Raw genomic sequence first — 25,332 nt, 5'->3', positions numbered from 1 at the left:
TTGGCGTTGCAGCCCAGGTCAACGCGCTGGTCTGCTCCGGTTCGTGCACTTCCGCTGGAGTAGGAGACCCGGCTACGTCGGAACATGGCCTCTCACCGGGGTTTTTCGTCCGGGGCTCCTTCGTGCCAGCGGGCCCGCCAGTCGGCCTCGTGCTTCTCATAGGTGGTCTTCTCCTCGAAGACCGCCTTGTGCAGGGCTTGGCGGGCGTCCGCCATGACCACCATCTCGGTCGCCACCAACGCGAGGCAGATGGCCGTCAGCAGGCTGAGCGCCGCCATTGCGGGGAGGTGTGTGGCGAGGGGGATGGCGGCGGCGAGTACGAGCACGGTGCCGACGCGGGTCCAGGAGAGCGTGCCGAGGGCGCGCAGTTGGAACAGCATCCCGCCGCAGAGGTAGCAGATCACCCCGCCGAACAGCAGCGGTACGCCCGGGCCGTGGGTCGGCTCGGCGAGGTTGATCGAGAGATCGGCGATCTGCCGCACGATCTCCTCTGCTCCGAGGGCGAACAGGATGATCCCACCGATCAATACGAACTGGCAGTACGCGTAGACGTCCCGCGCCATGGCGACCCGGGAGCGGCCCTGCGCCGCGTGCTGCGCGATCCGGGCGGCCGGAGCGATCATGTCGAAGTGCGTCCACCACAGGGCGGCGGTGAAGAAGATGCCGAGCACCGCGGCGGTGACGCCCCGCCAGGTGACCGGCTCACCGAGCAGATTGCCGCCGACGCCGACGGAGATGATCGACTCGCCCAGGGCGATGATGAGGATGAGGTCGTACCGTTCGGTCCAGTGCTCGGCGGAGGTCAACACCCAGCCCCAGGCGTTGGCGACCAGGCCGGCGCTGTACTGCAACAGGACGACGGCGATCCAGAGCCCGTCGCGTACCAGGTCGGCCAGCCGCAGGTCGTCGATTTGCGGCGGGATCAGCGCGGCGCCCAGCAGCAGGAGAGTGCTCAGCACCAGTTCCGGGGAGTACTTCAGCAACAGGCGACGCTCGCCGGGTCTCTCCCGGGCGACGTGCCAGTACAGCAGCAGGTGCGTGCCGCGGAGCACCAGGTAGCTCACCGCGATCACCACCGGCCCGACGGCCCACTGCACCGGGTTACCAAATGCCTGCGGCAGGGACAGCGCGAAGCAGAACAGGGCGGCCATCGCGACGACCATCAGGGCCGGGACGAAGCCCACGCCGAGCCGGACCCGGGTCGCGACCACCGTGTGCACGACCCAGCACCACCAGAGCACGGCGAGGACCAGCATGGCGTGCAGCAGGCTGTCGCCGGTGATGTTCACCGCGGTGGCCCGGGTGATGATGAAGAACGAAAAGACGAAGACCAGGTCGAAGAAGACCTCAAACCGGTCCACGCGGGTGCCAGGGGCCACCGCGACTGCGGGTCCCATCCGCTCCCACCACCGGTAGCCACCCACTGAGCGAGTCTTGCAGCGCGCGTGTCCTGTCCGGGCGTGATTTACGTCAGCCCGAGGCGGATACCGCGTGAGCCGAACAGTCGGCGGCCGAGCCTCAGCCCGGCGGCGCGCCTGGTTCAAGATCATGCTGTTTCCAGGCGGTCGAACGGGAGCCAGCAGTGACCGTCGTTGACCATCCATGCCGGGCGTAGCAGCAGGTCAGGGGCGCGGTTGTCCGCTTTGCTCGACTACGCCTCCGGCCCGGATCATCCCCGGGCTCCGGTGGGCGCCGAACGTCCTCGGCTGCCGTCTCGCCGACGCTTGAACCCCCTCGTCCCGAATGCGTTTGCCCAGGTGGGCGGGCACTTGGTGCCACGGTGCGGGTGATGGAAGATAGGTGAATGCGTGTGCGGAACCGCAACAACGTGAGGTTGGCCGGTCGCGAGGGCGGTCCCACCGTCGTGCTCGCGCACGGCTTCGGCTGCGACCAGCACATGTGGCGCCACGTTACTGCCGAAATCGGACAATGGGCCCGGGTGGTGCTGTTCGATCACGTCGGATCGGGCAAGGCCGATCCGGCGGCCTGGGACGCCGACCGGTACGCCTCCCTGGACGGCTACGCCGATGACGTGCTGAGCATCTGCCAGGACCTGGACCTCCAGCAGTCGATCTTCGTCGGACACTCGGTCAGTTCGAGCATCGGGGTCCTCGCGGCAAACCGCGAACCGGACCTTTTTTCCGCACTCGTCCTGGTCACCCCGTCGCCGTGCTACATCGATGACGGAGACTACCGAGGCGGTTTCACCCGCGATGACATCGACGAGTTGCTCGAGTCGCTCGACAGCAACTACCTCGGCTGGTCGTCGAGCATGGCCCCGCTGATCATGGGCAATCCGGAGCGGCCGGAGCTGGGTGAAGAGCTGACGGCAAGTTTCTGCCGGACGGACCCCGCGATGGCGCAGGTGTTCGCCCGCGCCACGTTCCTGTCCGACAACCGTGCCGACCTCGCCGCCGTGAAGGTTCCCACCCTGATCCTGCAATGCGCCCAGGACGCCATCGCGCCGCCTGAGGTCGGCGCGTTCGTGCACGCGCAGATCGCCGGAAGTCGGCTGGTCACCCTGGACGCGACCGGGCACTGCCCCCAGTTGAGCGCGCCGGAGGCCACGACCGCAGCGATCACGTCGTTCATCAGGGCCGCTTACCGATGACCGCCGCTGCCGGACGTGATCCTTCCGGCCAAGGTCCGAGCGATGACGGGAGCGCCCGGCCGAGCGAGGCGGGGTTTCCTTCGTTGCTCGAGGACAACCTCGAAGACCTGTACGAGAATGCGCCCTGCGGGAACCTGTCCACCCTCCTGGACGGCACCATTGCGAAGATCAACAGCACCCTGCTGGCATGGCTCGGCTACACCCGCGAGGAACTCGTCGGCCGGCGCCGCTTCAGCGACCTGCTCACCGGCGGGGGCCGCATCTATCACGAAACCCACTTCGCACCCATGCTGGCCATGCAGGGCGAGATCCGCGGCATCGCCCTGGACCTTCGCACCAAGGACGGCTCCCGCATGCCGGTTCTCGTCACCTCCGTCGTCAAGGCCGGCAGCGAAGGCCAACCCCAACTCATCCGCACGGCCGTCTTCGATGCCAGCGAACGTCGCAGCTACGAACGGGAGCTCCTCGACGCCCGCAGAGCCGCGGAGCGCGAGGACCAACGGCTACGGCAGCTCGTCGGCAAACTGCAACGAAGTCTGCTCCCCGCCGTGCTGCAAACCCCGCCCGGACTGGAGAGCGCCGCGTACTACCGGATGGCCTCCACCGACGAGGTCGGCGGCGACTTCTACGACCTGTTCCCCCTCGACGACGGCCGCTGGGGATTTTTTCTGGGCGACGTCAGCGGCAAGGGCGTCGAAGCGGCCGCCGTCACCGCCCTGGCCCGCTACACGTTGCGCGCCGCAACCGTCTACACGCCCGACCCTGCGGCCGCGCTGCACAACCTCAACAGGGTGCTCTGGCAGGAGTACCGCGAGGATGCGCGCTACTGCACCGTCGTCTGCGGCATCCTCACCCCCACGCCGGCCGTCGGCGGGTTCACCGCGGTCGTCGCCAGCGGCGGACACCCCGAGCCACTGCTGCTACGGGCCGACGGCTCCGCCAACTACCAGTGCACGAAGGGCCGCATCGTGGGGGCCTTCCCGACCTCCCAATACACCAACACCACCGTCGTAGCGAACCCCGGCGACACGTTGCTCCTCTACAGCGACGGACTCACCGAGGCCCGTACCGGCAGCGGCGAGACCCCCGACGGCCGTTACGGAACCGCAGCCCTCGCCCGGTTCGCCGCCGATCTCGCACCCACCAACGCCGCCGACGCCGTCGCCGCCGTCACCGATCTGCTCGGTACCTTCGGCGCCGGGCTCACCGACGACACCGCCGTCATGGCCATCAGCGCCCCACGATGACGGCGACCGGGCGTGCTGCCTGAATCGTTGGTGACATCAGCTCCACAGGGCCCGACCGGCACACCCGACCCCGCCGGTCCGCTACAGCGGATACGTGCGGGCCACCGCCAGCATCTCCGAGCTGTGCGAGCCGACCACGCCCACGTCCGCCGGGCGGGGCCGGAAGCCCGGCAGCCCGTCGAGGCCGTCGCTGGCGTCCATCGCCCGCAGCAGCACCTGGCCGCCGCGCGGCTCCAGCGTGAGGGTGACCTCGATCCCCTCCGGCGGCGGCGCGTGGAACACGATGCCCCACCAGCGGCCGTCCGGTTGCCGCTGGTCGATCTTCACCGGCCGGCCGGCCACCGTCGCCGCCTCGATGCCCGTGCCGCCCGTCCCGGCGGTCTCCACGTGCACCGTGGCCAGCCGGACCGGCCGCTGGGGCACCAGGCGCAGGCGCAGGGTGCGCTGCCGGCCGACGGTGGTGTCAGCCAGGACCTCCAGCTTCGGTGCCGGCAGGTTCGCCGCCGGGGCGGGCCCGGCGCGCAGCTCGGCGTCACCGAGACCGGGGAAGTCCTCGACCTTCGCCAACCCGTCCACGTAGCCGTCGGTCCAGGGCTGCGGGTCCTCCTCGTGGCTGAGCCAACGGGCCTGGCCGGTGCCGGCGTCCAGGGCGTACATCAGATGGGTGGGTGCCGGGTGCGCGGCGTCGAACCGGTCCACCCGCAGCCCGACCCCGGCGAGCACCACCGCCGCGAGCCCGGCGGCGACCGCCGGCAGCGCGCCCAGCCGGCGGGCGCGCAGCGCGACCATCCCGCGCTGGCCGCCGGCGGCCGGGTGCAGCAGGTCCACCACCGGCAGTGCGGCCAGGCCGAGCAGCACCGCGAAGAGCGCCGCGACACCGCCCATCGCCATGCCGAGCGCCGGGAAGAGCAGCACCACCGTCGGTAGCAGGATCACCACGGCGACCGCGCCGGCCAGGGTCACCGCCAGCACCGGCCACGGGCCGTCGATCCGGCTGGCCAGGGCGACCAGGCCCGCGGCTGCGCCGGCCAGGGCCGGCAGGGTCGCCAGGTACGCCCCGCCGGGCACCAGCGCGGCCAGCAGCACCCCGAGCAGGGCCAGCCAGCCCAGCGCGCCGACGGCCAGCGCGGCCGGGCCGGCCCAGCGACGGGTCAGCGCGTACCAGGCGGCGAGGATCGCGGCGGCGAGCGCCACCACGGCCAGCCGGTACCAGGTCGGCCGGTACGGGTCGAGCAGCTCGGCGTAGCCGGGGCGCAGCGCGGTGATCCCCGCCCAGAGCAGCTGGGCGGCGAGCGGCGCGACGACGATGGGCACCAGGGCCAGCCCGAAGCCGGCGGCGAGTCGGCCGGTCGTCACCCGCCCCCGCCGCCTGGCCAGCCAGGCCAGCGCCAGCACCGCCGCCACGGCCAGCGCGGCCAGCGGCCAGGTCAGCCAACCGGGGTAGCGGACCAGAGCGCCGGGGACCGGGAAGTAGGTGGCGTCGTGGCCGGAGCGCAGACCCGTCAGGTCGGTACGGCCGAACTCCCGGGCCAGCCCGAGCGCGTTGTCCCCGTGCTGCTGGAGGCTGCCCCGGTCCATCGCCGCCGGGATGTCCAGCGGGGTGTGGTAGATCGCGCCCCCGTCGATGTACGCCGAGTTCAACCCGACGAAGTCGGCGTCCAGGAACGCGGTGAAGTCGGTGTCGTTCGGCAGCGCCCGGTAGATCTCCACCGCGAACGAGGTGCCCACCGGGTGCGGGGCGGCACGGCCGAAGACGTCGACCAGCCGCGCGTTGTTCCGGGAGGTCTCGAACATGATCACCGGACCGGTGGCGCCCCGCGCCTCCAGGTTGAGCACCACCCCGCCGTCCGCGGCCAGCGGGTGGCTCGACGCGAACGCCTGCGCCCCGCAGAGGCACGCCTCCTCGGCGTCGGTGAGCACGAAGACGATGTCGTTGCGCGGGCGGGGACCGTTGGTCAGCGCCCGGGCCACCTCCAGGATGGTCGAGGTCCCGGCCCCGTCGTCGTTGCCGCCTGGCCCGGACTGCACCGAGTCGTAGTGCGCCACCAGGAAGACCCGTCCGGTGGAGGCGGTCCCGGGCAGCCGGGCCACCACGTTGCGTACCCGGGCCAGGGTGGCGCCGCCCGCGGCCCCGCTGAGCTGCCCCGCCTCGTCGGCGACGGTGTCCTGCACCTCGGTCTCCAGCCCGAGGCCGCGCAGCGCGCCGACCAGGTGCTCGCGTACCTGATCATTGGCCGGGCTGCCGGCGACGTGCGGGCGGGCCGCGACGGTCTGCACCGTCCGGTACGCCCGGGCGGCGCTGAACTCGCCGGCAGGCGCGTCCGCCGGACGCGGCGCCGGGGTGCGCAGGTCGACCAGGACGGCGGCACCGACCGCGAGCAGCGCGACCAGCGCGGCGACGGCGGCGAGCGCCCTACGGCGCGGCCGGGCGAGCGCCCGGTCGGCGGCGCGGACCACGGGGATGCGCCCGGCGGACTCCTCGGCGGCGGGAACTACGGGTGCGCCCACGGCGGGCTCCTCGGGGGTGGGGCGAAGGGTGAGGATCATCCTGCACCCCGCCGGGGGTGAGCCGCGACACCCCGGGCCTCCCGTAACGCTCCCTCCCGCCCGACCGCTGTCCGTGTGACGGCCTTGCCCGGGTACGCCCGTGCCGACACGGCCGTGTTGTGTGCGACCGTTGTCTAATACAGGATCAGCGGGGCACTCGGAAGGAGTCCGACATCACCAGCGAACTCCCGCGTCTCGCGGCGGTGACCCGGCCGCACCGGGGGCCCGGCATGGCCGGTCCCTCCGTGGCGCCGTACCCGCAGGGGGGCCTCGGGCGGAACCCCAACCTGCCGCCCGGCGAGCGGCTGCGGGTTCTGCTGGTCGAGGACGACGAGGGCGACGCCTTCCTGGTGAGTGAGCTGCTCGCCGAGACCAACTCGATGATCGACCTGCTGGTCGCCACCAGCCTCAGCGAGGCCCGGCAGCGGGTGGCCGGCGTCGACTGCGTGCTGCTCGACCTCGGGCTGCCCGACGCCCAGGGCCTGGACGGCCTGCGCAAGGTGCTGGAGATGGCCAGCGGCGCGGCGGTCTGCGTGCTGACCGGCCGCTCCGACGAGCACCTGGGCATCGTCGCGGTCGCCGAGGGCGCCCAGGACTACCTGGTCAAGGGGCAGGTCGACGGCGTCCTGCTGACCCGCGCGCTGCGCTACGCGGTGGAACGCAAGCGGGCCGACGAGAACGCCCGGCGGCTGCGCGAGGTCGAGCTGCGCCAGGCCGAGTCCGCCCGCCTGGAGCGCGGCCTGCTGCCCCAGCCGCTGATGAGCACCGACGAGGTGTCGGTGCACACCTTCTACCGTCCCGGCCGGCACGCCGCCCTGATCGGCGGGGACTTCTTCGACGTCGTGCAGACCCGGCCCGACCGGGTCGACCTGATCGTCGGCGACGTCTGCGGGCACGGTGTGGACGAGGCCGCGCTCGGCGTCGAGCTGCGGGTCGCCTGGCGGGCGCTGATCCTGGCCGGGGTCGCCGACGACGACGTGCTGCCCGCCCTGGAACAGGTCCTGATGAGCGAGCGCCGGCTCCAGGAGATCTTCGCCACCGTCGCCACGGTCCGGCTGGACCTGGCCGGCAACCGGGCCACCGTCCGGCTGGCCGGGCACCCGCCGCCGCTGCTGCTCGCCGGGGGCAAGGTCGCGCCGGTCCCGGCGCGCGGTGGCCTGCTCCTCGGGGTACGACCCCGCCGACCCGTAGCGTTCGACCTGGAGTTCGACACCGATGACTGGTCCCTGTTGATGTACACCGACGGTCTGATCGAGGGACGGGTGGGCGACGGCGACGACCGGTTGGACGTGCCGGGGCTGGCCGGCCTGCTGGCGGAGCCGGCCAACCAGGCGGTGCCGCTGGCCGAGCTGCCGGCCTGGCTGGTCGGCCGGGCCGAGCAGATCAACGGTGGTCCGCTCGCCGACGACGTCGCCATGCTGCTGGTCACCCGCGGCGGTGGCCGGTGAACTCGTACCGCCCCGGGTGGACGCTGCGCCGCCGGGTGAGCCTGCTGCTCACCGTGGTCGTGGTGCTGCTGCTCGGGCTCGCCGCGGCCGAGGCCGCGCTCGCCGCCAAGACCCGGCAGAACATGGACGCGGTGCTGGTGAAGACCGGCCCGCTGCGGGTGCAGGGCCAGGAACTGCTCAACGCCCTGCTCGACCAGGAGACCGCCGTCCGGGGGTACGCGGTCAGCGCCGACCGCGCCGACCTCGCCCCGTACGACAGCGGCCTGCAGCAGGAGCGGGACACCGTCAGCAAGATGAAGGCGCTGATCGGTGACTATCCGGACATCCAGCGGGCGTTGGCCGTGGTGGAGCAGCAGGCGGCCGACTGGCGCAGCGCCGTCGCCCAGCCGGTGATCACCACGACCGAGCGGGACGGCACGGCGGCCGGCCAGGCCCTCATCACCGACCAGGCACGGCAGCAGTTCGAACAGATCCGGGCCTCGACCGGCGTGCTCCAGGCCGAGATCCTCGACGAGCGGCAGCGCACGGCGGACAAGGTCTACCAGAGCAGCAACATCCTGGTGGTCCTGCTGATCGTCGCGGCGGTGGTGGTGGCGGTGGCCGGCTCGGTGCTGCTGCTGTCCCTGGACCGCATGGTGATCAAGCCGCTGACCGGGCTGGCCGAGCAGGTACGGGAGGTCGCCGAGGGCGACTACCAGCACCGCATCGCCGGGTCCGGCCCGCCGGAGTTCCAACAGCTCGCCGGCGACGTGGACGCGATGCGGCAGAAGATCGCCCGGGAGCTCGCCGAGGTGCGCGAGGCGCGCGAGAGCATCGAGTGGGTCAACAGCCAGCTCCAGAAGCAGGCCGAGGAGCTGACCCGCTCCAACCGCGACCTGGAGCAGTTCGCGTACGTGGCCTCGCACGACCTCCAGGAGCCGCTGCGCAAGGTGGCGAGCTTTTGCCAGCTGCTCCAGCGCCGCTACGCCGGCCAGCTCGACGAGCGGGCCGACCAGTACATCGCCTTCGCGGTCGACGGCGCGCAGCGGATGCAGCGCCTGATCAACGACCTGCTGGCGTTCTCCCGGATCGGCCGGCTCACCACCGGCTTCACCGAGGTCGACCTCGACAAGGTGATGGGCGACGTGGCCGGGCAGACCGAGGCCGCCCGCCAGTACGCCGACGCCGAGCTGACCTGGGACGAGATGCCGGTGATCCGCGGCGAGGAACCGCTGCTGACCAACCTGCTGGCCAACCTCGTCAGCAACTCGATCAAGTTCCGCCGCCCGGACGTCACGCCGAAGGTGCACGTCTCCGCCCGGCTCGTCGACGACGAGTGGGAGATCACCTGCCAGGACAACGGCATCGGGATCGAGCCGGAGTTCGCCGACAAGATCTTCGTGATCTTCCAGCGGCTGCACGCCAAGGACGCGTACCCCGGCACCGGCATCGGCCTGGCGATCGTCAAGAAGATCGTGGAGTACCACGGTGGCCGGGTCTGGGTGGACACCGACACCGACGAGGGCACCGCGATCCGCTTCACCCTGCCGGCGCTGCCCGAGGACGTCGAGGCGGCCCGCGCGGCGGCGGAGGCCGAGGCGGTCACCGGTGAGGAGCCGGCCGGGGACGACCCGACAGCGCTGGTCGACACCGACGCCGACGGTGAGCCGCAGACCTCCGCGCCGACCGTGGGCCGGCAGCCGGACGGCCCGGCGGGCGCAGACACGCCCGAGGCGGCGCCGGAGCACGGTACAACGGGTGGCATGAAGGAGACGGTGAGATGACCGCGCCAGCGGACGGCAAGAGCCCGATCGAGGTCCTGCTGGTCGAGGACGACCCGGGTGACGTGTTGATGACCCAGGAGGCGTTCGAGGAGCACAAGCTGCGCAACCGGCTCACCGTCGTCTCGGACGGCGCCGAGGCGCTGGCCTACCTGCGCCGCGAGGGCCCGTACGGCGAGGCGGTGACGCCCGACCTGATCCTGCTCGACCTGAACCTGCCCCGCCGGGACGGCCGCGAGGTGCTGGAGGAGATCAAGGAGGACGAGCAGCTCCGCCGCATCCCCGTCGTGGTGCTCACCACCTCCCAGGCCGACGAGGACATCCTGCGCAGCTACCAGCTGCACGCCAACGCCTACGTGACCAAGCCGGTCGACTTCGAGCGCTTCATCTCGGTGGTCCGGCAGATCGACGAGTTCTTCGTCAGCGTGGTCAAGCTTCCGCCGCGTGGCTGACCGGCTGCGGGACGACGTCGGCGAGCTGCTGCGGGAGACCGCGGCCGAGGTCGTGCTGCCCCTGTTCCGCCGGTTGGACGACGCCGACGTCGCCGAGAAGGCCCCCGGCGACCTGGTCACGGTGGCCGACCGGCGGGCGGAGGAGAAGATCTCCGCCGCGCTGCGCCGGCTGCGGCCCGGTTCGGTGGTGGTCGGCGAGGAGGCGGTCGCCGACGATCCGTCCCTGCTGCGCCACCTGCGCGGCGACGGCGACGTCTGGGTGGTCGACCCGGTCGACGGCACCGGCAACTTCGCCGCCGGCCGCCGACCGTTCGCGCTGATGGTCGCGCTGCTCACCGACGGCGAGCCGGCGGCCGGCTGGGTGCTCGACCCGCTCGCGGAGACGCTGGCGGTGGCCGTCGCCGGGGAGGGCACCCTGCTCGACGGCCGGCCGGTGCGCACCGCCGACGGCGTCCCGCCGCTCGGCGCGTTGCGCGGCACCGCGATGACCCGGTTCCTGCCGCCGGAGACCCGGCGGACCGCCGAGGCGGGCGGGGAGCGGATCGGCGAACTGCTGGCCGGGCAGCACTGCGCCGGTCGGGAGTACCTCGACCTGCTCACCGGCGGCCAGCAGTTCGTGCTCTTCTGGCGGACCCTGCCCTGGGACCACGCCCCGGGGGTGCTGCTGGTGCGGGAGGCCGGCGGGGTGGCCCGCCGGTTCGACGGCGCCGAGTACCACCCGGCCGACGACGACAAGGGGCTGCTGGTCGCGGCCGACGAGCGGACCTGGCACGAGGTCCGCGACGCCCTCCTCGGCGGCTGACCCGACCCCTCCGGAACGCGCTTCGCGGCGTGTCGCAGGGTGGGGCGGCTGGATGCCGCGACACGCCGCAATCGGAGTGGATCACGCCGGTGCGGACGAGGCCGGCCGGCTGTCGCGGCGTTGCGCGACCACGTCGGGACGCTGCGTCGACGATCTATGCCCTCGGCGGTCGCGGGCCTGGTCAACCGGCCTGGGTCCGGTATCGTGTCCGGCGGTCCCCGCCCGCAGGCCCGTCCTTTCGCCAGCCCAGCGGGGCCGCCGCCGCGCCGCCGTCCCCCTGGTGGCCGAGGAAGGACACTGTCGTGCCGAGGACCAGCCTCACCAGGCCGGCCGCCCGCCGGCCGCTGATCGTGCTGCTCGCCGTCGTGGCGCTGCTGCTCGGCGCCGGCGTCGCGCCGGCCGCCGCCGAGCCGAACGAGGGTGGCACCACCAAGCTCCGTGAGGCGTTGGAGGCCGCCGCCAAGGGCCACATCGAGGCCAAGGCGAAGCTGGACAACTCCAAGCGTCGCCAGGCCGCCCTGACCGGCGAGCTGAAGACGGTCGAGGGGCGGCTGGTCGGGCTGAACGCCCAGGTCGGCGAGGTCGCCGCGCAGTCGTACCGGCTGGGTCGGCTGAGCACCGCCTCGGCGCTGCTGAACAGCGCCAGCCCGCAGGCGCTGCTGCAACGCGCCGCCGAGCTGGACGTGATGGGCCAGCGGGACGCCAAGCGGCTGCGCGAGCTGACCGAGGCCAAGCAGGCCGCCGCGCAGGCCAAGGCGGCCATCGACAACGAGGTGCGCGAGCAGCAGAAGCAGCTCGCCGCGCTGGCCAAGCGGAAGCGGGACGCCGAGCGGGCGCTCGCCACGGTCAGCTCCGGCACGAGTTCCGGCTTCAGCGGCAGCTCGCGGTCGGCGAGCCCGGCACCCCGCAACTCGGACGGGTCCTGGCCGTCGGAGTCCTGCTCGGCCAACGACCCGACCACCGACGGCTGCATCACCCCGCGCACCCTGCACGCCCTCCGGCAGGCCCAGGCCGCCGGCTACAAGCGGTACGTCTCCTGCTTCCGCAGCGGCGGCGGCGGTGAGCACCCGAAGGGGCGGGCCTGCGACTTCGCCGCCGCCACCGGCGGGTTCGAGAACCGCACGGCCACCGGCGGGGACAAGGCGTACGGCGACAGCCTGGCCAACTACTACAAGAACAACGCCAGCCGGCTCGGCGTCCTCTACGTGATCTGGTACCGGCAGATCTGGATGCCGAACACGGGTTGGCGGTCGTACAGCGGCTCCGGCAGCCCGGCCGCCGACCACACAAACCATGTTCATCTTTCGATGTACTGACCCGGAGCGCCAGGAACGCTGCGTACCATCGCGACGGTGAGCAGCTCATCGTCCGACGTGGTGGTCAACCCGGCACCCGGCGCGTCGGCCACCGCCCGCGCGCTGCCCAACGGGCTCGCCGCGTTCCTGGTCTTCCTCTCCAGCGGTGCCGTGCTGGTGCTGGAGACGGTCTCGCTCCGCCTGGTCGGCCCGTACGTCGGGGTGACCCTCCAGGTCACCAGTTCGGTGATCGGCATCGCGCTGGCCGCCATCGCGTACGGGGCGTGGACGGGCGGTTGGCTGGCCGACCGGCGGGACCCGCGCGGCCTGCTGGCCCCGGCGCTGGTGCTGGCCGGCATCGCCACGGCGGTCACCCTGCCGGTGGTCCGGTACGCCGGTGAGGTGCTGCGCGGCGGCGCGGCCAGCGCCATCCTGCTGCTCACCGCGCTCGCCGTCTTCGTTCCGGCGGCCCTGCTCGCGGCGGTCACCCCGCTGGTGGTGAAGCTTCAACTGGCCGACCTGCGCCGCACCGGGCAGGTGGTCGGGCGACTCTCCGGCATCGGCACGCTGGGCGGCATCACCGCCACCCTGGTCACCGGCTTCGTGCTGGTGGCGGCGCTGCCCAGCACGGTCATCCTGATCGCACTGGCGGTGCTGCTCGGGGTCACCGGCCTCGCGCTCGGGTTCCACCTGCGCCGGCAGGAGGGCGGCGGGCTGCCCGGCGCGGCCCGGACCAAGGCCACCCTCGCGATGCTCGGACTGCTCGGGGCGGGGCTCAGCGCGGTCGCCCCGAACCCGTGCGACGTGGAGACGGCGTACCACTGCGCGCGGGTGGCCGACGACCCGTCCCGCGCCAGTGGGCGGGTGCTCTACCTCAACTCCGCCGAGCACTCGTACGTGGACCTGGCCGACCCCACCCACCTGGAGTACGCGTACACGCGGTGGATCGGCGCGGCGGCGGACGTGGTCGCGCCGGCGGGGCGGCGGCTGGACGCGCTGCACCTGGGCGGGGGCGGCTTCACCATGCCGCGCTACCTGAGCGCCACCCGTCCCGGCACCGACAACGTGGTCTTCGAGATCGACGGTGAGCTGGTCGAGCTGGACCGGCGGCTGCTGGGCGTACGGCCGGGGCCGGAGCTGCGCGCGGTGGTGGGTGACGCCCGGATGCTGGTCGGCGGCGAGCCCACCGACAGCCGCGACTTCGTGGTCGGGGACGCCTTCGGCCACCTGGTGGTGCCCTGGCACCTGGCGACCCGGGAGATGGCCGCCGAGGTCCGGCGGGTGCTCCGGCCCGGCGGGATGTACGTGCAGAACGTCATCGACTATCCGCCGGGCCGCTTCATCCGCAGCGAGCTGGCCACGGTCGCCGCCGAGTTCCGGCACGTCGCGCTGGTCGCCCCGGCCGCCGCGATCGCCGGTCAGCAGGGTTCGAACTTCCTCATCGTCGCCTCGGACGCGCCGCTGCCGGTGGACGCGCTCACCCAGCGGCTGGGCCGCCTCGACACGGTGCCGGACCTGCTGGCCGGCGGGGAGCTGGCCGCCTTCGTCGACGACGCGCTGGTCCTGACCGACGACTACGCGCCGGTGGACCAACTGCTCGCGACAGCCTGATCGGGTGAATCCGCTGACCGATTACGACCAGCGAGGTGTAGCGGGATCGTTCCCGGGCAACACGTCCGACCATGGGTGGTGGAATCCGGAACGGCGCGCAGCTGCTGGGTGAGCGGTACCGGTTGATCGAGCAGCTCGGCGCGGGCGGCATGTCAGTGGTGTGGCGTGGCTACGACGAGGTGCTGGGTCGGCAGGTCGCGGTGAAGGTGCTCGCTTCCCGGCTGGCCAGCGACAAGGCCTTCCGGCACCGGATCCGGGTCGAGGCCCAGGCCGCCGCGCGGCTCTGCCACCCCAACATCACCAACGTGTACGACTACGGCGAGTCCGAGCAGGTCGGCCTGACCGTGCCGTACGTCGTGATGGAGCTGGTCGACGGCGCCCCGCTGACGGTGCGGCTCGGCCGGGACGGGAAGTTGGCCTGGCGGGAGGCGGTGACCATCGCCGCCGAGGTCACCTCGGCGCTGGCCACCGCGCACGCCCGGGGCGTGGTCCACCGGGACGTGACCCCCGGCAACGTCATGCTGACCCCGAACGGGGTGAAGGTCGTCGACTTCGGCATCTCCGCGCTGGTGGGGGAGAGCGAGAAGGGCCCGGACGGCGCCCTGCTGGGCACCCCCGCGTACCTGGCGCCGGAGCGGCTGGACAACGGTCAGGTCTCGCCGGCCACCGACGTGTACGCCGTCGGGCTGCTGCTCTACCGGATGCTGACCGGCCGGCTGCCGTGGCGGGCCAGCACCACCACCGAGATGCTGCGGGCGCACATGTACAACGATCCGGAGCCGATGCCGGAGGTGCCCGGGCTGCCCGCCGAGGTGGCCGAGCTGGCGCACCGCTGCCTGGCCAAGCAGCCGGAGGACCGGCCGAGCACCGCCGAGCTGGCCCGTACCCTGGCCGAGGCGGCCGGGATGATCGCGGCCGTGCCGGTCTCCCCGGCGCCCGGCACGCTCGACCCGGCGTTGCTGGCCAGCGCCGGCACCACGATCCTGCCCTGGTCGGCCGACACCGACGCGCTGCCCTTCTCCGGCCGGACCCGCAGCCGCCGGGCGGCGACCCGGCGGCGTCGGGTGGAGGCCGGGGTGGCCGCCGCCGGCCTGGTCGCGGTGACCGCGGCAATGTGGGGGATGACCTCGAAGACCCCGGCCAGCGGTGGGGTCGACCAGCCCACCGAGGCGCGGATGGGCCTGGAGCAGCCGAGCCCCTGCGAGGTCGAGTACGCGCTGCGCAGCGACTCCGGCAAGGACTTCGCCGCCCAGCTCACCCTCACCAACACCGGCACCCGCGAGCTGCGGGACTGGACGATGAGCTTCGCCTTCCCCGGCGAGCAGACGCTCACCGCCCCCGGCCCGACGGTGCGGCAGGAGGGCCGGACGGTCCGGGTGGGCCCGGCCGCCGGTCGCGAGTCGTTGGCGCCCGGGGCCTCCGAGAAGATCGCCCTGTCCGGCCGGTACGCCGGCGGCAACCCGCTGCCGCTGGAGTTCAAGATCGGCGAGAACGCCTGCGGCGTACGGGTCTCCGGGGTGGCCGGGGCGATGCCGACCACCGTGCCGACCCCGAAGGCGCCGCCGAAGGCGACGACGAAGAAGCCGCCGGCGAAGACCACGGTCAAGTCCTCGGGCAGCGGTGGGTCCGGCACGTCGAAGGCGAGGTCCGGCACCTCCGGCAAGGGCAAGGGGTCGGGTGACAGCAAGGGAAAAGGCGGCCGGTAGCGCCGACGAAGGGGGGCAGGAGCAAGGGGAAGTGACCGGTCAGCCGAGGTTGGCGAACTGCTGCACCTGAGCGATCGTCCCCTCGACGATCAGCACGGTGTCCTTGCTGATCCGGGTGTCCGGGGTGGCGTACCGGAAGCGTTCCCCGGGGAGCTTCGTGCCCACCACCAGCACGCCGTAGTGCTCGGGGGTCAGGTCGCGCAGCGACCGGCCGACCAGCGACGGCGGCACCGGCACCTTGGCGATGGCGAAGTCGTCGCCGAACTCGATGAAGTCGAGCATCCGGCTGACGATCAGGTGCGCCACCCGTTCCCCGGTCTCCGCCTCGGGGAAGATCACGTGGTGGGCGCCGACCGAGGCGAGGATCCTCGCGTGCTTGTCCGAGGTGGCCCGGGCCCAGATCTGCGGCACGCCGACCTCGGTCAGCGCCACGACGGTGAGCACGCTCGCCTCCAGCGACACGCCGATCGCGACCACCACCCGCCGGAAGTCGGCCAGGCCCAGCTGACGCAGCGCGTCCTCCTCGGTCGCGTCCGCCTGTACCACCCGTTCCAGGTACGGCGCCCAGCGCTGGATCTGCTCCTGGTTCCGGTCGACGGCGAGCACCTCGTGGCCCAGCCGGGTCAGCGCGCCGGCCAGGTGGCAGCCGAACCGGCCCAACCCGATCACGGCGATGTCGCCGCCGCTTTTTCCTCTAGCCGACAATGGGTTGCTCCTTCGGGTAGTGGTACAGCCGGCGCCGGGTGTTCAACGCGATCGCCGAGCCGAGGGTGAGTGGCCCGACCCGGCCGATGTACATCAGGACGGTCAGCAGATACTGGCCCTGCTCGGGCAGGTTCGGGGTGAGCCCCACCGACAGGCCGGTGGTGCTGAAGGCCGAGGTCACCTCGAAGAGCGACTCGTTGAACCGGACCCCTTCGGTGATCAGGATCAGCCCGACCGTGCCGATGACCACCAGCGCGACGCTGAGCAGCGCCACGGTGAGTGCCTGCCGCTGGCTCGAACCGACCACCCGCCGCCGGCCCACCACGACATCGGGCTCGCCGCGCACCTCCGCCCAGATCACGAAGGCGAGCAGGAAGAACGTGGAGACCTTGATGCCGCCGGCGGTGCTGGCGCTGCCACCGCCGATGAACATCAGGGTGATGAGCAGGGGATAGCTCTCCTCGCTCAGCCACTCGACGTTGATCACGTCGAAGCCGCCGGTACGGCTGAACGCGCTCTGCGTGAACGCGGCGAGCACCTTGCCGGGCGCGTCGTACGTGCCGATGGTGCGGGGGTTGCCCCACTCGGCGAGCAGCAGGGCGAGGAAGCCGCCCACCAGCAGCACCACGCTGCCCCAGATGGTCAGCTTGGTGGCGATCGCCCAGCGGGCCGGGCGGCGCCAGTGCCGGGCCGCCTCGAACAGGGCGGGAAAGCCGAGGCCACCGATGATCGCGCCGATTCCCAACGGCAGGGACACCCAGGGGTCCCGGGAGAAGGCGAGCAGGCCGTCGGAGTAGAGCGTGAACCCGCCGTTGTTGAAGGCCTGGATCGAATGGAAGGTGCCGGACCAGAGCGCCCGGCCGGGTGGGTAGCCGTAGGTCAGCCAGAGCCGCCCGCTGACGACCAGGGTCATCAGCGCCTCGGTGACCACCACCGTGGTGGCGATGCGCGCCAGCAGCCAGCCGACGTCGCCGACGCCGTACTCGGCCGTCTCGGCCGCCACCAGCAGCCGGTTGCGCAGCCCGAGTTGCCGGGACACCGCGAGGCTGACCAGGGCCGCGCCGGTGAGGATGCCCAGGCCGCCGAGCTGGGTGAGCGCGGTGATCATCCCCAGCCCGAACCCGTTCCAGTAGTTCGGGGTGTCGTTGACGGTCAGGCCGGTGACCGACACGGCGGAGGTCGCGGTGAACAGCGCCGTGACCAGCGGGGTGTAGCGGTCCTCGCTGGTCGCCCAGGGCAGCATCAGCAGGCCGGTGCCGATCGCGATCGCCACCAGGAAGCCGAACGGCACCAGCCGGACGGGGTGACGAAGGAACCGGCGCACCAGACAATCTTCCGGTTCCGGGCATCTCCGGGTCGGTGAATGGCGTATCCCGCAGGGTTCACCGGCCGGTCAGCCGCCGACCAACTGGCGGTCAGCCCGGACCGGTCTGCTGGGCGGCGACCAATCGACGACAGGAGACGGCGTTGCGACGTACCCTTTCCGCTCTCGGCCTGGCCGCCGCCCTGCTCGCGGTGGCCGTCGCCGTCCCCGGCTCGGCGTCGGCCCGCGAGGACGACGCCGACCGCGCGGACCAGGCCAGCCGGGACCGGGCCAGCCACCGGCCCATCGTGATCGCCCACCGCGGCGCGAGTGGCTACCGCCCCGAGCACACCCTGGAGGCCTACCGGCTGGCGATCCGGATGGGCGCCGACTACATCGAACCGGACCTGGTCTCGACGAAGGACGGTGTGCTGGTCGCCCGGCACGAGAACGAGATTTCGGGTACGACCGACGTGTCGACCCGGCCGGAGTTCGCCGGACGCAAGGCCACCAGGACCATCGACGGGGTGGTCGTCACCGGCTGGTTCACCGAGGACTTCACCCTCGCCGAGCTGAAGACCCTGCGCGCCAAGGAGCGGCTGCCGCAGGTCCGGGTGGCGAACACCGCCTTCGACGGCCGGTTCGAGGTGCCGACGTTCCAGGAGGTCATCGACCTGGCCCGCACCGAGAGCCGGAACCGGGACCGCACCGTCGGCGTCTACCCGGAGACCAAGCACCCCAGCTACTTCGCCTCGATCGGGCTGCCGCTGGAGGAGCCGCTGGTCGCGGTCCTGCGCAGGAACAAGCTGACCCACCGGAACGACCCGATCTTCGTGCAGTCCTTCGAGACCGCCAACCTGCGCAAGCTGGCCGCGATGATCGACGTGCCGCTGGTGCAGCTCCTGGACGCCGCCGGTCACCCGTACGACTTCACCGCCGCCGGCGACGCCCGCACCTACGCCGACCTGGCCACCCCGGCGGGGCTGGCGTGGATCGCCGACTACGCCGACGGCGTCGGCCTGAACAAGAACCTGATCGTGCCCCGCGACGCCACCGGCAAGCTGCGCGCGCCGACCAGCGTCGTCCGGGACGCGCACCGCGAGCGCCTGGTGGTGCACGCCTGGACCTTCCGCGCCGAGAGCCAGTTCCTCCCGGCCGACTTCCGGATCGGCGCCGACCCGAACGCCCGCGGCGACATCACCGCCGAGTACGAACTCTTCTACGGCCTCGGCCTGGACGGCGTCTTCGCCGACCAGCCCGACACCGCGGTCGCCGCCCGCGCCGGCCTCGCCGAGCGCTGACCGCCGACCACCGTGCCGCCGCAGCGGCGGTGGGTTGATCCACACCAAGTACGCGAAACGGGGGTGTCCGGTTGGCCGGACACCCCCGCTTCGGCGTAGCGGAGTGGATCAGCCACCTGACGGTCAGCCTGACCACGTGGGCCGCGCGCCGATGCGGAAAGCGTGGTGGAGCCGGCAGGCGGGTGGGGTGTTCGCGTCCTTTGGAGCTGATGTCGTAGACGATTCGGCCGCTCGGGGCGCGATCTTGAGGACCACTGCCTGTGCGGGCGGGCGCCGGCGGTGATCCGTCTACGTCATCAGCTCCAAAGCGTTGCGGACCCTATGTTGTGGGGCGCTCGGCCACGTAAGTGCCACGACCGGGCTGGCCGGTGATCAGCTCGCGGTCGTGCAGCAGCGAGAGTGCGCGCGAGGCGGTGTTCATGTGGACCTGGTATGCCTCGGCAAGCTCCCTCGTGGAGGGCAGTTTGTCGCCGGGCTTGAGTTCGCCACTCTTGATCTTGGCGGTGATGTCGTTGGCTATCTGGCGGTAGGGGGCTTCGGCTGTAGGCATGGGGAGACTCCGGTTGGTTCGGCGTCTCCGATCATGCCGGGCCTACACCAGTATCTGCAACAAGCTGTCGTGTCGTGATGACAAGGGGTCGACCTACACAAACATTTGGGGTAGCTTCTCCATGTCCGGCTTCGGTTGGTTCGGCAAACCCTGGGGGCGGACACCCAAGGTTGGCTCCGGGGTCGTACCGCCGAGGAGGGCTGCGGTCGCGGGGCCGGCGGCCCGGTCCGCGTCCCCTATCGGCGGACCGGGCCGCCTTCCAGCTCGACGACCCGCGATGACGCGATGACGCGATGACCGGAAGGTGGCTCATGCGCAACGTGCTCTCCCTGTTCCGCCGCGCCCCACGGCGCCAACCGCACCGTCCGCCGAACGCCGGCTGGTACCGCTCGGAGTCGTGCCGGCCGCTGACCGCGGGACAGATCCGCGAGCAGCAGTTCCATCAGGTACGACGCGGACTCGACCCGGTCGAGGTGCACGCGTTCCTCCACCGGGTCGCCGCTGAGCTGGCCAACGCTCGGCGGGACCTGGCGCTGACGACGGAGGAGAACGTCCGGATCAAGCGGGCGTTGCGGAGCTGGCAGTCCCGGTTCACCCCGGGCGCGCGGCGGTGAGTCCGGCGCGGTTCGTCGTACACCTGCCAGTGGTCGCCGCCGACCTGCCCGCCGCGCTGCGCCTCGCCCGTGCGATCACCCGGGCGCTCGGGTTCCTGCCCGGAGTGGACGGCGGTGGCACCACCGTGTCGGCCGAGGACGCACAGGGCGTAAGCCACTGGGTCTTCTGCGACCGGTTGCTCCACGGCGGCCGGCGCTGCCCCCGCCCGGCCGACCACGACGGCGCCTGCGACACGCCACTCCGGCCGACTGGCGAGTGGAACACCATGGGTGCCGAACGACCGCGGTGACACCCGTGGTGTTCCACCCGTGGGCCATGGCGGCCGTGGTGGGGAGGAGTGGACGGCGCGAGTGGCGGCGACCGCGGCGAACGACAGCGGAGGGCGGGCGGAATGAGGAACGGCCGGAGATGCCGGGGACGATGGCGGGACGCGACACAGGGGCGGGCCGGGTGGTGGCGGTACAAGCCACCACGAAGCGGGATGTAACTTTCGCCCGCCCGGCGATTGTTACGGTCGGCCACCCCGTCCGTATCACTTGTGTGCCGGGGCCACATAGCCCGTGGGTGGCGTCACTTCTAGCGTGAGCCGACAACTGACACTTCCCCCTGTCCCCACCTGGAGTCGCAATGACGATCCGGCACACGCGACGGGTGTTCCTTTCCGCCGCCACGGTGATGGCGGCCGCGCTCGCGGCCACGGCCTGTGGCAGCCCGCAGGACACCGCCTCCGGCGGCGGCGACGCCGCACCGGTCAAGGTCGGCCTCGTGTATTCCCAGTCCGGGCCGCTGGCCAGCTACGGCAAGCAGTACATCGAGGGGTTCAAGGCCGGCCTCGACCACGCCACCAAGGGCACCGGCAAGGTCGGTGACCGCACGATCGAGCTCACCGAGGTCGACGACGCCGGCGACCCGGCCAAGGCGGTCTCCGCCGCCAAGGACCTGATCGGCAAGGGTACGAAGATCATTGCCGGCTCGACCGCGTCCGGCGTCGCGCTCCAGGTCGCCCCGATCGCCGCCCAGAACAAGGTGCTGTTCATCTCCGGCCCGGCCGCCACCGACGCGATCACCGGCGCGAACCGGTACACCTTCCGCTCCGGCCGGCAGTCGTACCAGGACGTGGTGACGGCCAAGTCGTTCATCGGCGACCCGGCCGGCAAGAAGGTCGTCGTCTTCGCGCAGGACGGCGCCTTCGGCGACGCCAACGAGGCCGCCGTGAAGGCGGTCATCGGCGGTGCCGGGGCCAGCGTCAGCAGCGTCCGCGCCCCCGCCAGCGCCAGCGAGTTCACCCCGTTCGCCAGCCAGATCAAGGCCGCCAAGCCGGACCTGCTCTTCGTCGCCTGGGCCGGCACCACCGCCCCGGCCATGTGGCAGACCCTCGACCAGCAGGGCGTCCTGAGCTCGACCACGGTCGTCACCGGCCTGGACATCCGCGCCTCCTGGCCGACCTTCGGCGCCGCCGGCAGCAAGATCTCCTTCCTGTCGCACTACTTCGACGGGGCCAGCGACACCGAGGCCGCCAAGGCCGCGAAGGCGAAGATCCCCGGCGGGACCATCGACCTGTTCCACCCGGACGGCTTCGCCGCCGCGCAGATGGTCGTCCGCGCCGTGCAGGAGGGCGGCGACGACGTCGAGAAGATGGTCAAGGCCCTCGAAGGCTGGACGTTCGACGGGGTGAAGGGTTCGATGACCATCCGCGCCGACGACCACGCGCTGCTCCAGCCGATGTACCAGGCCAAGCTCTCCGGCAGCGGCACCGCGTTCACCGCCGCCGCCCAGAAGAGCCTGACCGGTGACGAGACCGCGCCGCCGGTCACCCAGATGAAGGGCTGAACCGTGCTCGCCACCCGCGGTCTGACCTGGCGGATCGGAGAGGTCGCCATCGTCGACAGCGTCTACCTCGACCTGGCGCCCGGGGAGTTCCTGGGCGTGATCGGGCCGAACGGCGCCGGCAAGACCTCCCTGTTCAACCTGATCACCGGCCTGCGCCGGCCCACCGAGGGTCGGATCCTGCTGGACGGGGAGGACATCACCGCCCTCCCCCCGCACCGGCGGGCCCGCCTCGGGCTGGGACGCACCTTCCAGGCGTCCTCGGTCTTCGGCTCGCTCACCGTCCGGGAGAACGTCCGGCTCGCGGTGCAGGCGTACCGCGGGGGCTCGATGAAGCTGTGGCGGCGGGCGGCGGCCGACCGGGAGGTGGCCGCCGCCGCCGACGCGGCGCTCGACCGCGTCGGCCTGCACCACCGGGGTACGGCGCTCGCCGGCACCCTCGCCCACGGCGAGAAGCGCAAGCTGGAGATCGCCCTGCTGCTCGCCGGGGAGCCCCGGGTGATGCTGCTGGACGAGCCGATGGCCGGCGTCAGCGCCGAGGACGTGCCCGAGCTGGTCGCGGTGATCAAGTCGCTGACCGGCGACAGCGGCCGGGCGGTGCTGATGGTCGAACACCACATGGACGTGATCCTGGAACTCGCCGACCGGATCGCCGTGATGCACCACGGCGCGCTGCTGGCCTGCGACACCCCGGACACGGTGATGGCCAACGCCACCGTCCAGGAGGCCTACCTGGGGGAAGCGCTATGACGGAACCCATTCTCAGCGTCGAGGACCTGTCGGTGCGGATCGCCGGGCTGCACATCCTCCAGGGCGTGTCGTTCACCGTCGCGCCGACCGGCGTCACCGTGCTGCTCGGGCGCAACGGCGTCGGCAAGACCACCACGCTGCGCGCGATCGTCGGCCTGACACCGCGCAACGGCGAGGTCCGGGGCGCCATCCGGATGGGCGCGCAGAGCCTGCTCGCCCGCCCCACCCACCGGCTGGTCCGCGGTGGGCTGGGCTACGTGCCGGAGGACCGCTGCGTCTTCGCCGGCCTCACCGTCGCGGAGAACCTGCGGCTGGCCGAGCGGCGGGGCACCACCCCCGCGTACGACAAGGTCTTCGCGCTCTTCCCGGAGCTGGACCGGCGCGGACGGCAACGGGCCGGCTCGCTCTCCGGCGGGCAGCAGCAGATGCTCGCCATCGGCCGGGTGCTGCTCAACGACAACCGGCTGCTGCTGGTCGACGAACCGACCAAGGGGTTGGCGCCGAAGGTGGTGACCGAGGTGGCCGAGGTGCTGGAACGGGTGGCCGAGTCCGTGCCGGTGCTGCTGGTCGAGCAGAACCTGGCCGTGGTCCGGCGGCTGGCCCGCGACGCGGTGGTGCTCGCCGCCGGCAAGGTGGCCTGGGCCGGCGACGCCCAGGAACTGCTGCTGGAGACCGGACTGACCAAGTCGCTGCTCGGGGTCGGCTCGGCGGAGGTGCACTCGTGACCACTGTGATCCTGCTGGCGCTGACCGGGCTCGGCCTGGCGGCGCTCTACTTCCTGGTCGCCTCCGGGCTCTCCCTGGTCTTCGGCCTGGCCGACGTGCTCAACTTCGCGCACGGGCTCTTCCTCGGCGTCGGCGCGTACGCGACCTGGTGGGCCGCGGGCAACCTGCCCGGCGCCGGCTCCGACGGGTTCGGCTTCGTGGTGGCCGTCGTCTTCGGGGTGCTCGCCGGTGCCCTCGTCGCGGTGCTGGTGGAGCTGGTGCTGATCCGGCCGCTCTACTCGCGGACCATCGAGCAGGTGCTGGTCACCGTCGGCCTGTCGCTGGCCGGGGTGGCGCTGCTCCAGGCGACCTGGGGCGCCGACGCGCGCCCGTTCCCGCGCCCCGAGTGGACCCGTCAGGTGACCTCGATCCTCGGCGCGAACGTGCCCAACGGCGGGCTGCTGCTGATCGTCGCCGCGGTGCTGGTGCTCGGCGCACTGCTCGCCTTCCTCCGCTGGACCCGCTACGGCCTGGTGATCCGGGCCGGGGTGGAGAACCGGGAGATGGTGACCGCGCTCGGCATCGACGTCCGCAAGGCGTTCACCCTGGTCTTCGCGATCGGTGGGGCCGCCGCCGCGCTGGCCGGCGCGCTCGGCAGCGTCTACTTCGGCACCGTCTCGCCCGGTCAGGGCGGCTCGCTGCTGATCTTCGCGTTCATCGTGGTGGTGATCGGCGGGATGGGCTCGGTGGTCGGGTCCGCGTACGCCGCGGTCGCGGTGGGGCTGCTGCAACAGTTCGTCAACTACTACGGCGGTCTCCACGAGTTGTCCGGACTGGGCGACATCTGCGTGGTCGGGCTGCTCGCCGTGGTGCTGCTGCTGCGTCCGCAGGGCTTCGCCGGAAAGGTGGCAACGGCATGACCGAGGTCAAGAGTCCCGAGGTCCCGGCTCCGCCCGCGGCGGTGCCCGACGAGCTCACCCCGGGACGCCGCCGCTGGCACGGCGTACGGCCGTGGCTGCCGCTGGCGGCGCTGGCGGTGGCGGCGATCCTGCCGTACTCGACGGTCAGCCTGCCGGGGATCTTCGAGGGGCCGCTGAACTCGCCGGGCACCCTGCAACTGCTCGCCGTCTGCCTGGTCTTCGGCGGGCTGGCGGCCGGCTACGACCTGCTGTTCGGCCGTACCGGGATGCTCTCGTTCGGGCACGCGCTCTACTTCGCCGCCGGGGTGTACGGCACGGACATCCTGGTCACCCGGGCCGGGCTGCCGCTGTGGCAGGCGGCGCTGCTCGCCGTCACCGGGGCGACGACCCTCGCGGCGCTGCTCGGCGCGGTCGCGCTGCGCACCGTCGGGATCGCCTTCGCCATGGTCACGCTCGCCTTCGCCCAGGTCGGCGCGATCCTGGTGGCCCGGGACTTCGGCGGGTGGACCGGTGGTGAGGAGGGGCTGCCGCTGGACGTGTCCGGGCTGCCGCCGGCCCTGGTCGGAGTGACCAACACGGTCAACCTGTACTGGCTGGCACTGGCGTACCTGGCGGTGGTGGTCCTGGTGGTGCACCGGGTCTCCGGCTCGCCCACCGGGCGGGTGCTGGCCGGGCTGCGCGACGACGAGCGGCGGATCGGGGTGCTCGGGCTCGACCCGTACCGGTTCAAGCTGGTGGCGTTCACCCTGGCCGGCGGCCTCGCCGCGAGCGGCGGGGTGGTCTACTGCCTGATCGTCGGCGGTGCCTCGCCGCACATCACCTCGTCGGAGCTGACCCTGTCGCTGCTGGTGATGGTGGTGCTCGGCGGCCCCGGCACCCGCTGGGGCCCGGTGCTCGGCGGCATCCTCTACATGTACCTGGACCACCGCCTCACCGCCTTCGGCACCAGCGACGCCGTGGAGAGCCTCCCGGCCGTCCTCAGCCGCCCGCTGAGCCAGCCGCTGTTCGTCCTCGGCACCGTCTTCATCCTGGCCGTCTACTTCTTCCCCGGCGGCCTGGCCAGCCTCACCTCCCGCCTGACCGCTCTCCGCACCGCCCTAACCCCCCGCCGCCCCCACTAACCCCAATGCCGTTCGACCCCGTTGATCATGAAGTTATTGCCGCGACGCGCCGTACGC

At 72.2% G+C, this 25,332-nt stretch carries 22 protein-coding genes; 17 read left to right on the top strand and 5 right to left on the bottom strand.

The window, feature by feature from the left end; translation table 11 throughout:
* Positions 1-92: 92 nt before the first annotated feature.
* Positions 93-1,397, bottom strand: coding sequence for a low temperature requirement protein A (locus tag KBX37_RS15115; RefSeq protein WP_247658076.1), 1,305 nt, complete (start codon positions 1,395-1,397; stop codon positions 93-95).
* Between the two features lie 407 nt (positions 1,398-1,804).
* Here KBX37_RS15115 and KBX37_RS15110 point away from each other — a divergent pair, with 407 nt between their 5' ends.
* The gene (locus KBX37_RS15110; RefSeq protein WP_210776545.1) at positions 1,805-2,611 is read left to right on the top strand and encodes an alpha/beta fold hydrolase; all 807 of its coding nucleotides are present in this window, start codon (positions 1,805-1,807) and stop codon (positions 2,609-2,611) included.
* 83 nt (positions 2,612-2,694) lie between these two features.
* A complete protein-coding gene (locus tag KBX37_RS15105; protein ID WP_247658075.1) occupies positions 2,695-3,858 on the top strand; it encodes a PP2C family protein-serine/threonine phosphatase in 1,164 nt (387 codons plus the stop codon).
* 81 nt (positions 3,859-3,939) lie between these two features.
* On the opposite strand, the gene KBX37_RS15100 is transcribed toward KBX37_RS15105, so the two are convergent.
* Positions 3,940-6,366, bottom strand: coding sequence for a M28 family peptidase (locus tag KBX37_RS15100; RefSeq protein ID WP_374103753.1), 2,427 nt, complete (start codon positions 6,364-6,366; stop codon positions 3,940-3,942).
* Between the two features lie 269 nt (positions 6,367-6,635).
* On the opposite strand from KBX37_RS15100, the gene KBX37_RS15095 reads away from it, so the two are divergent.
* The 7 genes from KBX37_RS15095 to KBX37_RS15065 all read left to right on the top strand — a co-directional run bounded on the left by KBX37_RS15095 (position 6,636) and on the right by KBX37_RS15065 (position 15,479).
* Positions 6,636-7,853 (top strand): PP2C family protein-serine/threonine phosphatase, encoded by a 1,218-nt coding sequence (locus KBX37_RS15095; RefSeq protein WP_247658073.1) that lies wholly within the window; start codon positions 6,636-6,638, stop codon positions 7,851-7,853.
* Complete coding sequence (locus tag KBX37_RS15090) at positions 7,850-9,616, top strand: ATP-binding protein (RefSeq protein WP_210776538.1); 1,767 nt, start codon at positions 7,850-7,852, stop codon at positions 9,614-9,616. Before KBX37_RS15095 ends, KBX37_RS15090 begins: the two co-directional genes overlap by 4 nt.
* On the top strand, positions 9,613-10,065 hold the full coding sequence (locus tag KBX37_RS15085) for a response regulator (protein WP_210776536.1): 453 nt from the start codon (positions 9,613-9,615) through the stop codon (positions 10,063-10,065). The genes KBX37_RS15090 and KBX37_RS15085 overlap by 4 nt, the downstream gene beginning before the upstream one ends.
* Complete coding sequence (locus tag KBX37_RS15080; RefSeq protein WP_210776535.1) at positions 10,058-10,867, top strand: inositol monophosphatase family protein; 810 nt, start codon at positions 10,058-10,060, stop codon at positions 10,865-10,867. The genes KBX37_RS15085 and KBX37_RS15080 overlap by 8 nt, the downstream gene beginning before the upstream one ends.
* A gap of 353 nt (positions 10,868-11,220) precedes the next feature.
* Positions 11,221-12,183: a hypothetical protein gene (locus KBX37_RS15075; protein ID WP_210776568.1), complete on the top strand. Its 963-nt coding sequence runs from the start codon at positions 11,221-11,223 to the stop codon at positions 12,181-12,183.
* A gap of 36 nt (positions 12,184-12,219) precedes the next feature.
* Positions 12,220-13,773, top strand: coding sequence for a fused MFS/spermidine synthase (locus tag KBX37_RS15070; RefSeq protein WP_210776534.1), 1,554 nt, complete (start codon positions 12,220-12,222; stop codon positions 13,771-13,773).
* Positions 13,774-13,844: 71 nt separating this feature from the next.
* Positions 13,845-15,479 (top strand): serine/threonine-protein kinase, encoded by a 1,635-nt coding sequence (locus KBX37_RS15065; protein WP_210776533.1) that lies wholly within the window; start codon positions 13,845-13,847, stop codon positions 15,477-15,479.
* A gap of 39 nt (positions 15,480-15,518) precedes the next feature.
* On the opposite strand, the gene KBX37_RS15060 is transcribed toward KBX37_RS15065, so the two are convergent.
* Together KBX37_RS15060 and KBX37_RS15055 are read right to left on the bottom strand one after the other, a co-directional pair.
* Positions 15,519-16,184 carry a TrkA family potassium uptake protein gene (locus KBX37_RS15060; RefSeq protein ID WP_247658072.1) on the bottom strand — a complete coding sequence of 222 codons (666 nt, stop codon included), beginning with the start codon at positions 16,182-16,184 and terminating at the stop codon, positions 15,519-15,521.
* Positions 16,174-17,508, bottom strand: a complete 1,335-nt coding sequence (locus KBX37_RS15055) for a TrkH family potassium uptake protein (protein WP_210776531.1) — start codon at positions 17,506-17,508, stop codon at positions 16,174-16,176. The genes KBX37_RS15060 and KBX37_RS15055 overlap by 11 nt, the downstream gene beginning before the upstream one ends.
* 143 nt (positions 17,509-17,651) lie before the next feature.
* Here KBX37_RS15055 and KBX37_RS15050 point away from each other — a divergent pair, with 143 nt between their 5' ends.
* A complete protein-coding gene (locus KBX37_RS15050) occupies positions 17,652-18,788 on the top strand; it encodes a glycerophosphodiester phosphodiesterase (protein WP_210776529.1) in 1,137 nt (378 codons plus the stop codon).
* 319 nt (positions 18,789-19,107) lie between these two features.
* Here KBX37_RS15050 and KBX37_RS15045 read toward each other — a convergent pair whose 3' ends face one another.
* Positions 19,108-19,338, bottom strand: a complete 231-nt coding sequence (locus tag KBX37_RS15045; RefSeq protein WP_210776528.1) for a GntR family transcriptional regulator — start codon at positions 19,336-19,338, stop codon at positions 19,108-19,110.
* A gap of 311 nt (positions 19,339-19,649) precedes the next feature.
* Here KBX37_RS15045 and KBX37_RS15040 point away from each other — a divergent pair, with 311 nt between their 5' ends.
* The 7 genes from KBX37_RS15040 to KBX37_RS15010 all read left to right on the top strand — a co-directional run bounded on the left by KBX37_RS15040 (position 19,650) and on the right by KBX37_RS15010 (position 25,275).
* Complete coding sequence (locus tag KBX37_RS15040; protein ID WP_210776527.1) at positions 19,650-19,952, top strand: DivIVA domain-containing protein; 303 nt, start codon at positions 19,650-19,652, stop codon at positions 19,950-19,952.
* Positions 19,949-20,242: a hypothetical protein gene (locus KBX37_RS15035; RefSeq protein ID WP_210776525.1), complete on the top strand. Its 294-nt coding sequence runs from the start codon at positions 19,949-19,951 to the stop codon at positions 20,240-20,242. Before KBX37_RS15040 ends, KBX37_RS15035 begins: the two co-directional genes overlap by 4 nt.
* Positions 20,243-20,580: 338 nt before the next feature.
* A complete protein-coding gene (locus tag KBX37_RS15030) occupies positions 20,581-21,783 on the top strand; it encodes a substrate-binding domain-containing protein (protein WP_210776523.1) in 1,203 nt (400 codons plus the stop codon).
* A 3-nt stretch (positions 21,784-21,786) separates the two neighbouring features.
* Positions 21,787-22,530 carry an ABC transporter ATP-binding protein gene (locus KBX37_RS15025; RefSeq protein WP_210776521.1) on the top strand — a complete coding sequence of 248 codons (744 nt, stop codon included), beginning with the start codon at positions 21,787-21,789 and terminating at the stop codon, positions 22,528-22,530.
* The gene (locus KBX37_RS15020; RefSeq protein WP_210776520.1) at positions 22,527-23,255 is read left to right on the top strand and encodes an ABC transporter ATP-binding protein; all 729 of its coding nucleotides are present in this window, start codon (positions 22,527-22,529) and stop codon (positions 23,253-23,255) included. Before KBX37_RS15025 ends, KBX37_RS15020 begins: the two co-directional genes overlap by 4 nt.
* Positions 23,252-24,154, top strand: coding sequence for a branched-chain amino acid ABC transporter permease (locus KBX37_RS15015; RefSeq protein WP_210776518.1), 903 nt, complete (start codon positions 23,252-23,254; stop codon positions 24,152-24,154). Before KBX37_RS15020 ends, KBX37_RS15015 begins: the two co-directional genes overlap by 4 nt.
* Positions 24,151-25,275 (top strand): branched-chain amino acid ABC transporter permease, encoded by a 1,125-nt coding sequence (locus KBX37_RS15010; protein WP_210776516.1) that lies wholly within the window; start codon positions 24,151-24,153, stop codon positions 25,273-25,275. The genes KBX37_RS15015 and KBX37_RS15010 overlap by 4 nt, the downstream gene beginning before the upstream one ends.
* Positions 25,276-25,332 lie beyond the last annotated feature (57 nt).

Origin of the sequence: Micromonospora sp. U56 (assembly GCF_018070095.1) — a bacterium.
Taxonomy (GTDB): Bacteria; Actinomycetota; Actinomycetes; order Mycobacteriales; family Micromonosporaceae; genus Micromonospora; species Micromonospora purpureochromogenes.
Note: the sequence above shows the minus strand (reverse complement) of the source record. Positions and strands in the feature narration are given on the sequence as shown.

Excerpts from the sequence above, each read along its gene's own strand:
- KBX37_RS15115 (WP_247658076.1), bottom strand. The coding sequence starts at position 1,397 with ATGGGACCCGCAGTCGCGGTGGCCCCTGGCACCCGCGTGGACCGGTTT.
- KBX37_RS15085 (WP_210776536.1), top strand. The coding sequence starts at position 9,613 with ATGACCGCGCCAGCGGACGGCAAGAGCCCGATCGAGGTCCTGCTGGTC.
- KBX37_RS15010 (WP_210776516.1), top strand. The coding sequence starts at position 24,151 with ATGACCGAGGTCAAGAGTCCCGAGGTCCCGGCTCCGCCCGCGGCGGTG.
- KBX37_RS15040 (WP_210776527.1), top strand. The coding sequence starts at position 19,650 with ATGCGCAACGTGCTCTCCCTGTTCCGCCGCGCCCCACGGCGCCAACCG.
- KBX37_RS15110 (WP_210776545.1), top strand. The coding sequence starts at position 1,805 with ATGCGTGTGCGGAACCGCAACAACGTGAGGTTGGCCGGTCGCGAGGGC.
- KBX37_RS15095 (WP_247658073.1), top strand. The coding sequence starts at position 6,636 with ATGGCCGGTCCCTCCGTGGCGCCGTACCCGCAGGGGGGCCTCGGGCGG.
- KBX37_RS15045 (WP_210776528.1), bottom strand. The coding sequence starts at position 19,338 with ATGCCTACAGCCGAAGCCCCCTACCGCCAGATAGCCAACGACATCACC.
- KBX37_RS15065 (WP_210776533.1), top strand. The coding sequence starts at position 13,845 with ATGGGTGGTGGAATCCGGAACGGCGCGCAGCTGCTGGGTGAGCGGTAC.
- KBX37_RS15030 (WP_210776523.1), top strand. The coding sequence starts at position 20,581 with ATGACGATCCGGCACACGCGACGGGTGTTCCTTTCCGCCGCCACGGTG.
- KBX37_RS15020 (WP_210776520.1), top strand. The coding sequence starts at position 22,527 with ATGACGGAACCCATTCTCAGCGTCGAGGACCTGTCGGTGCGGATCGCC.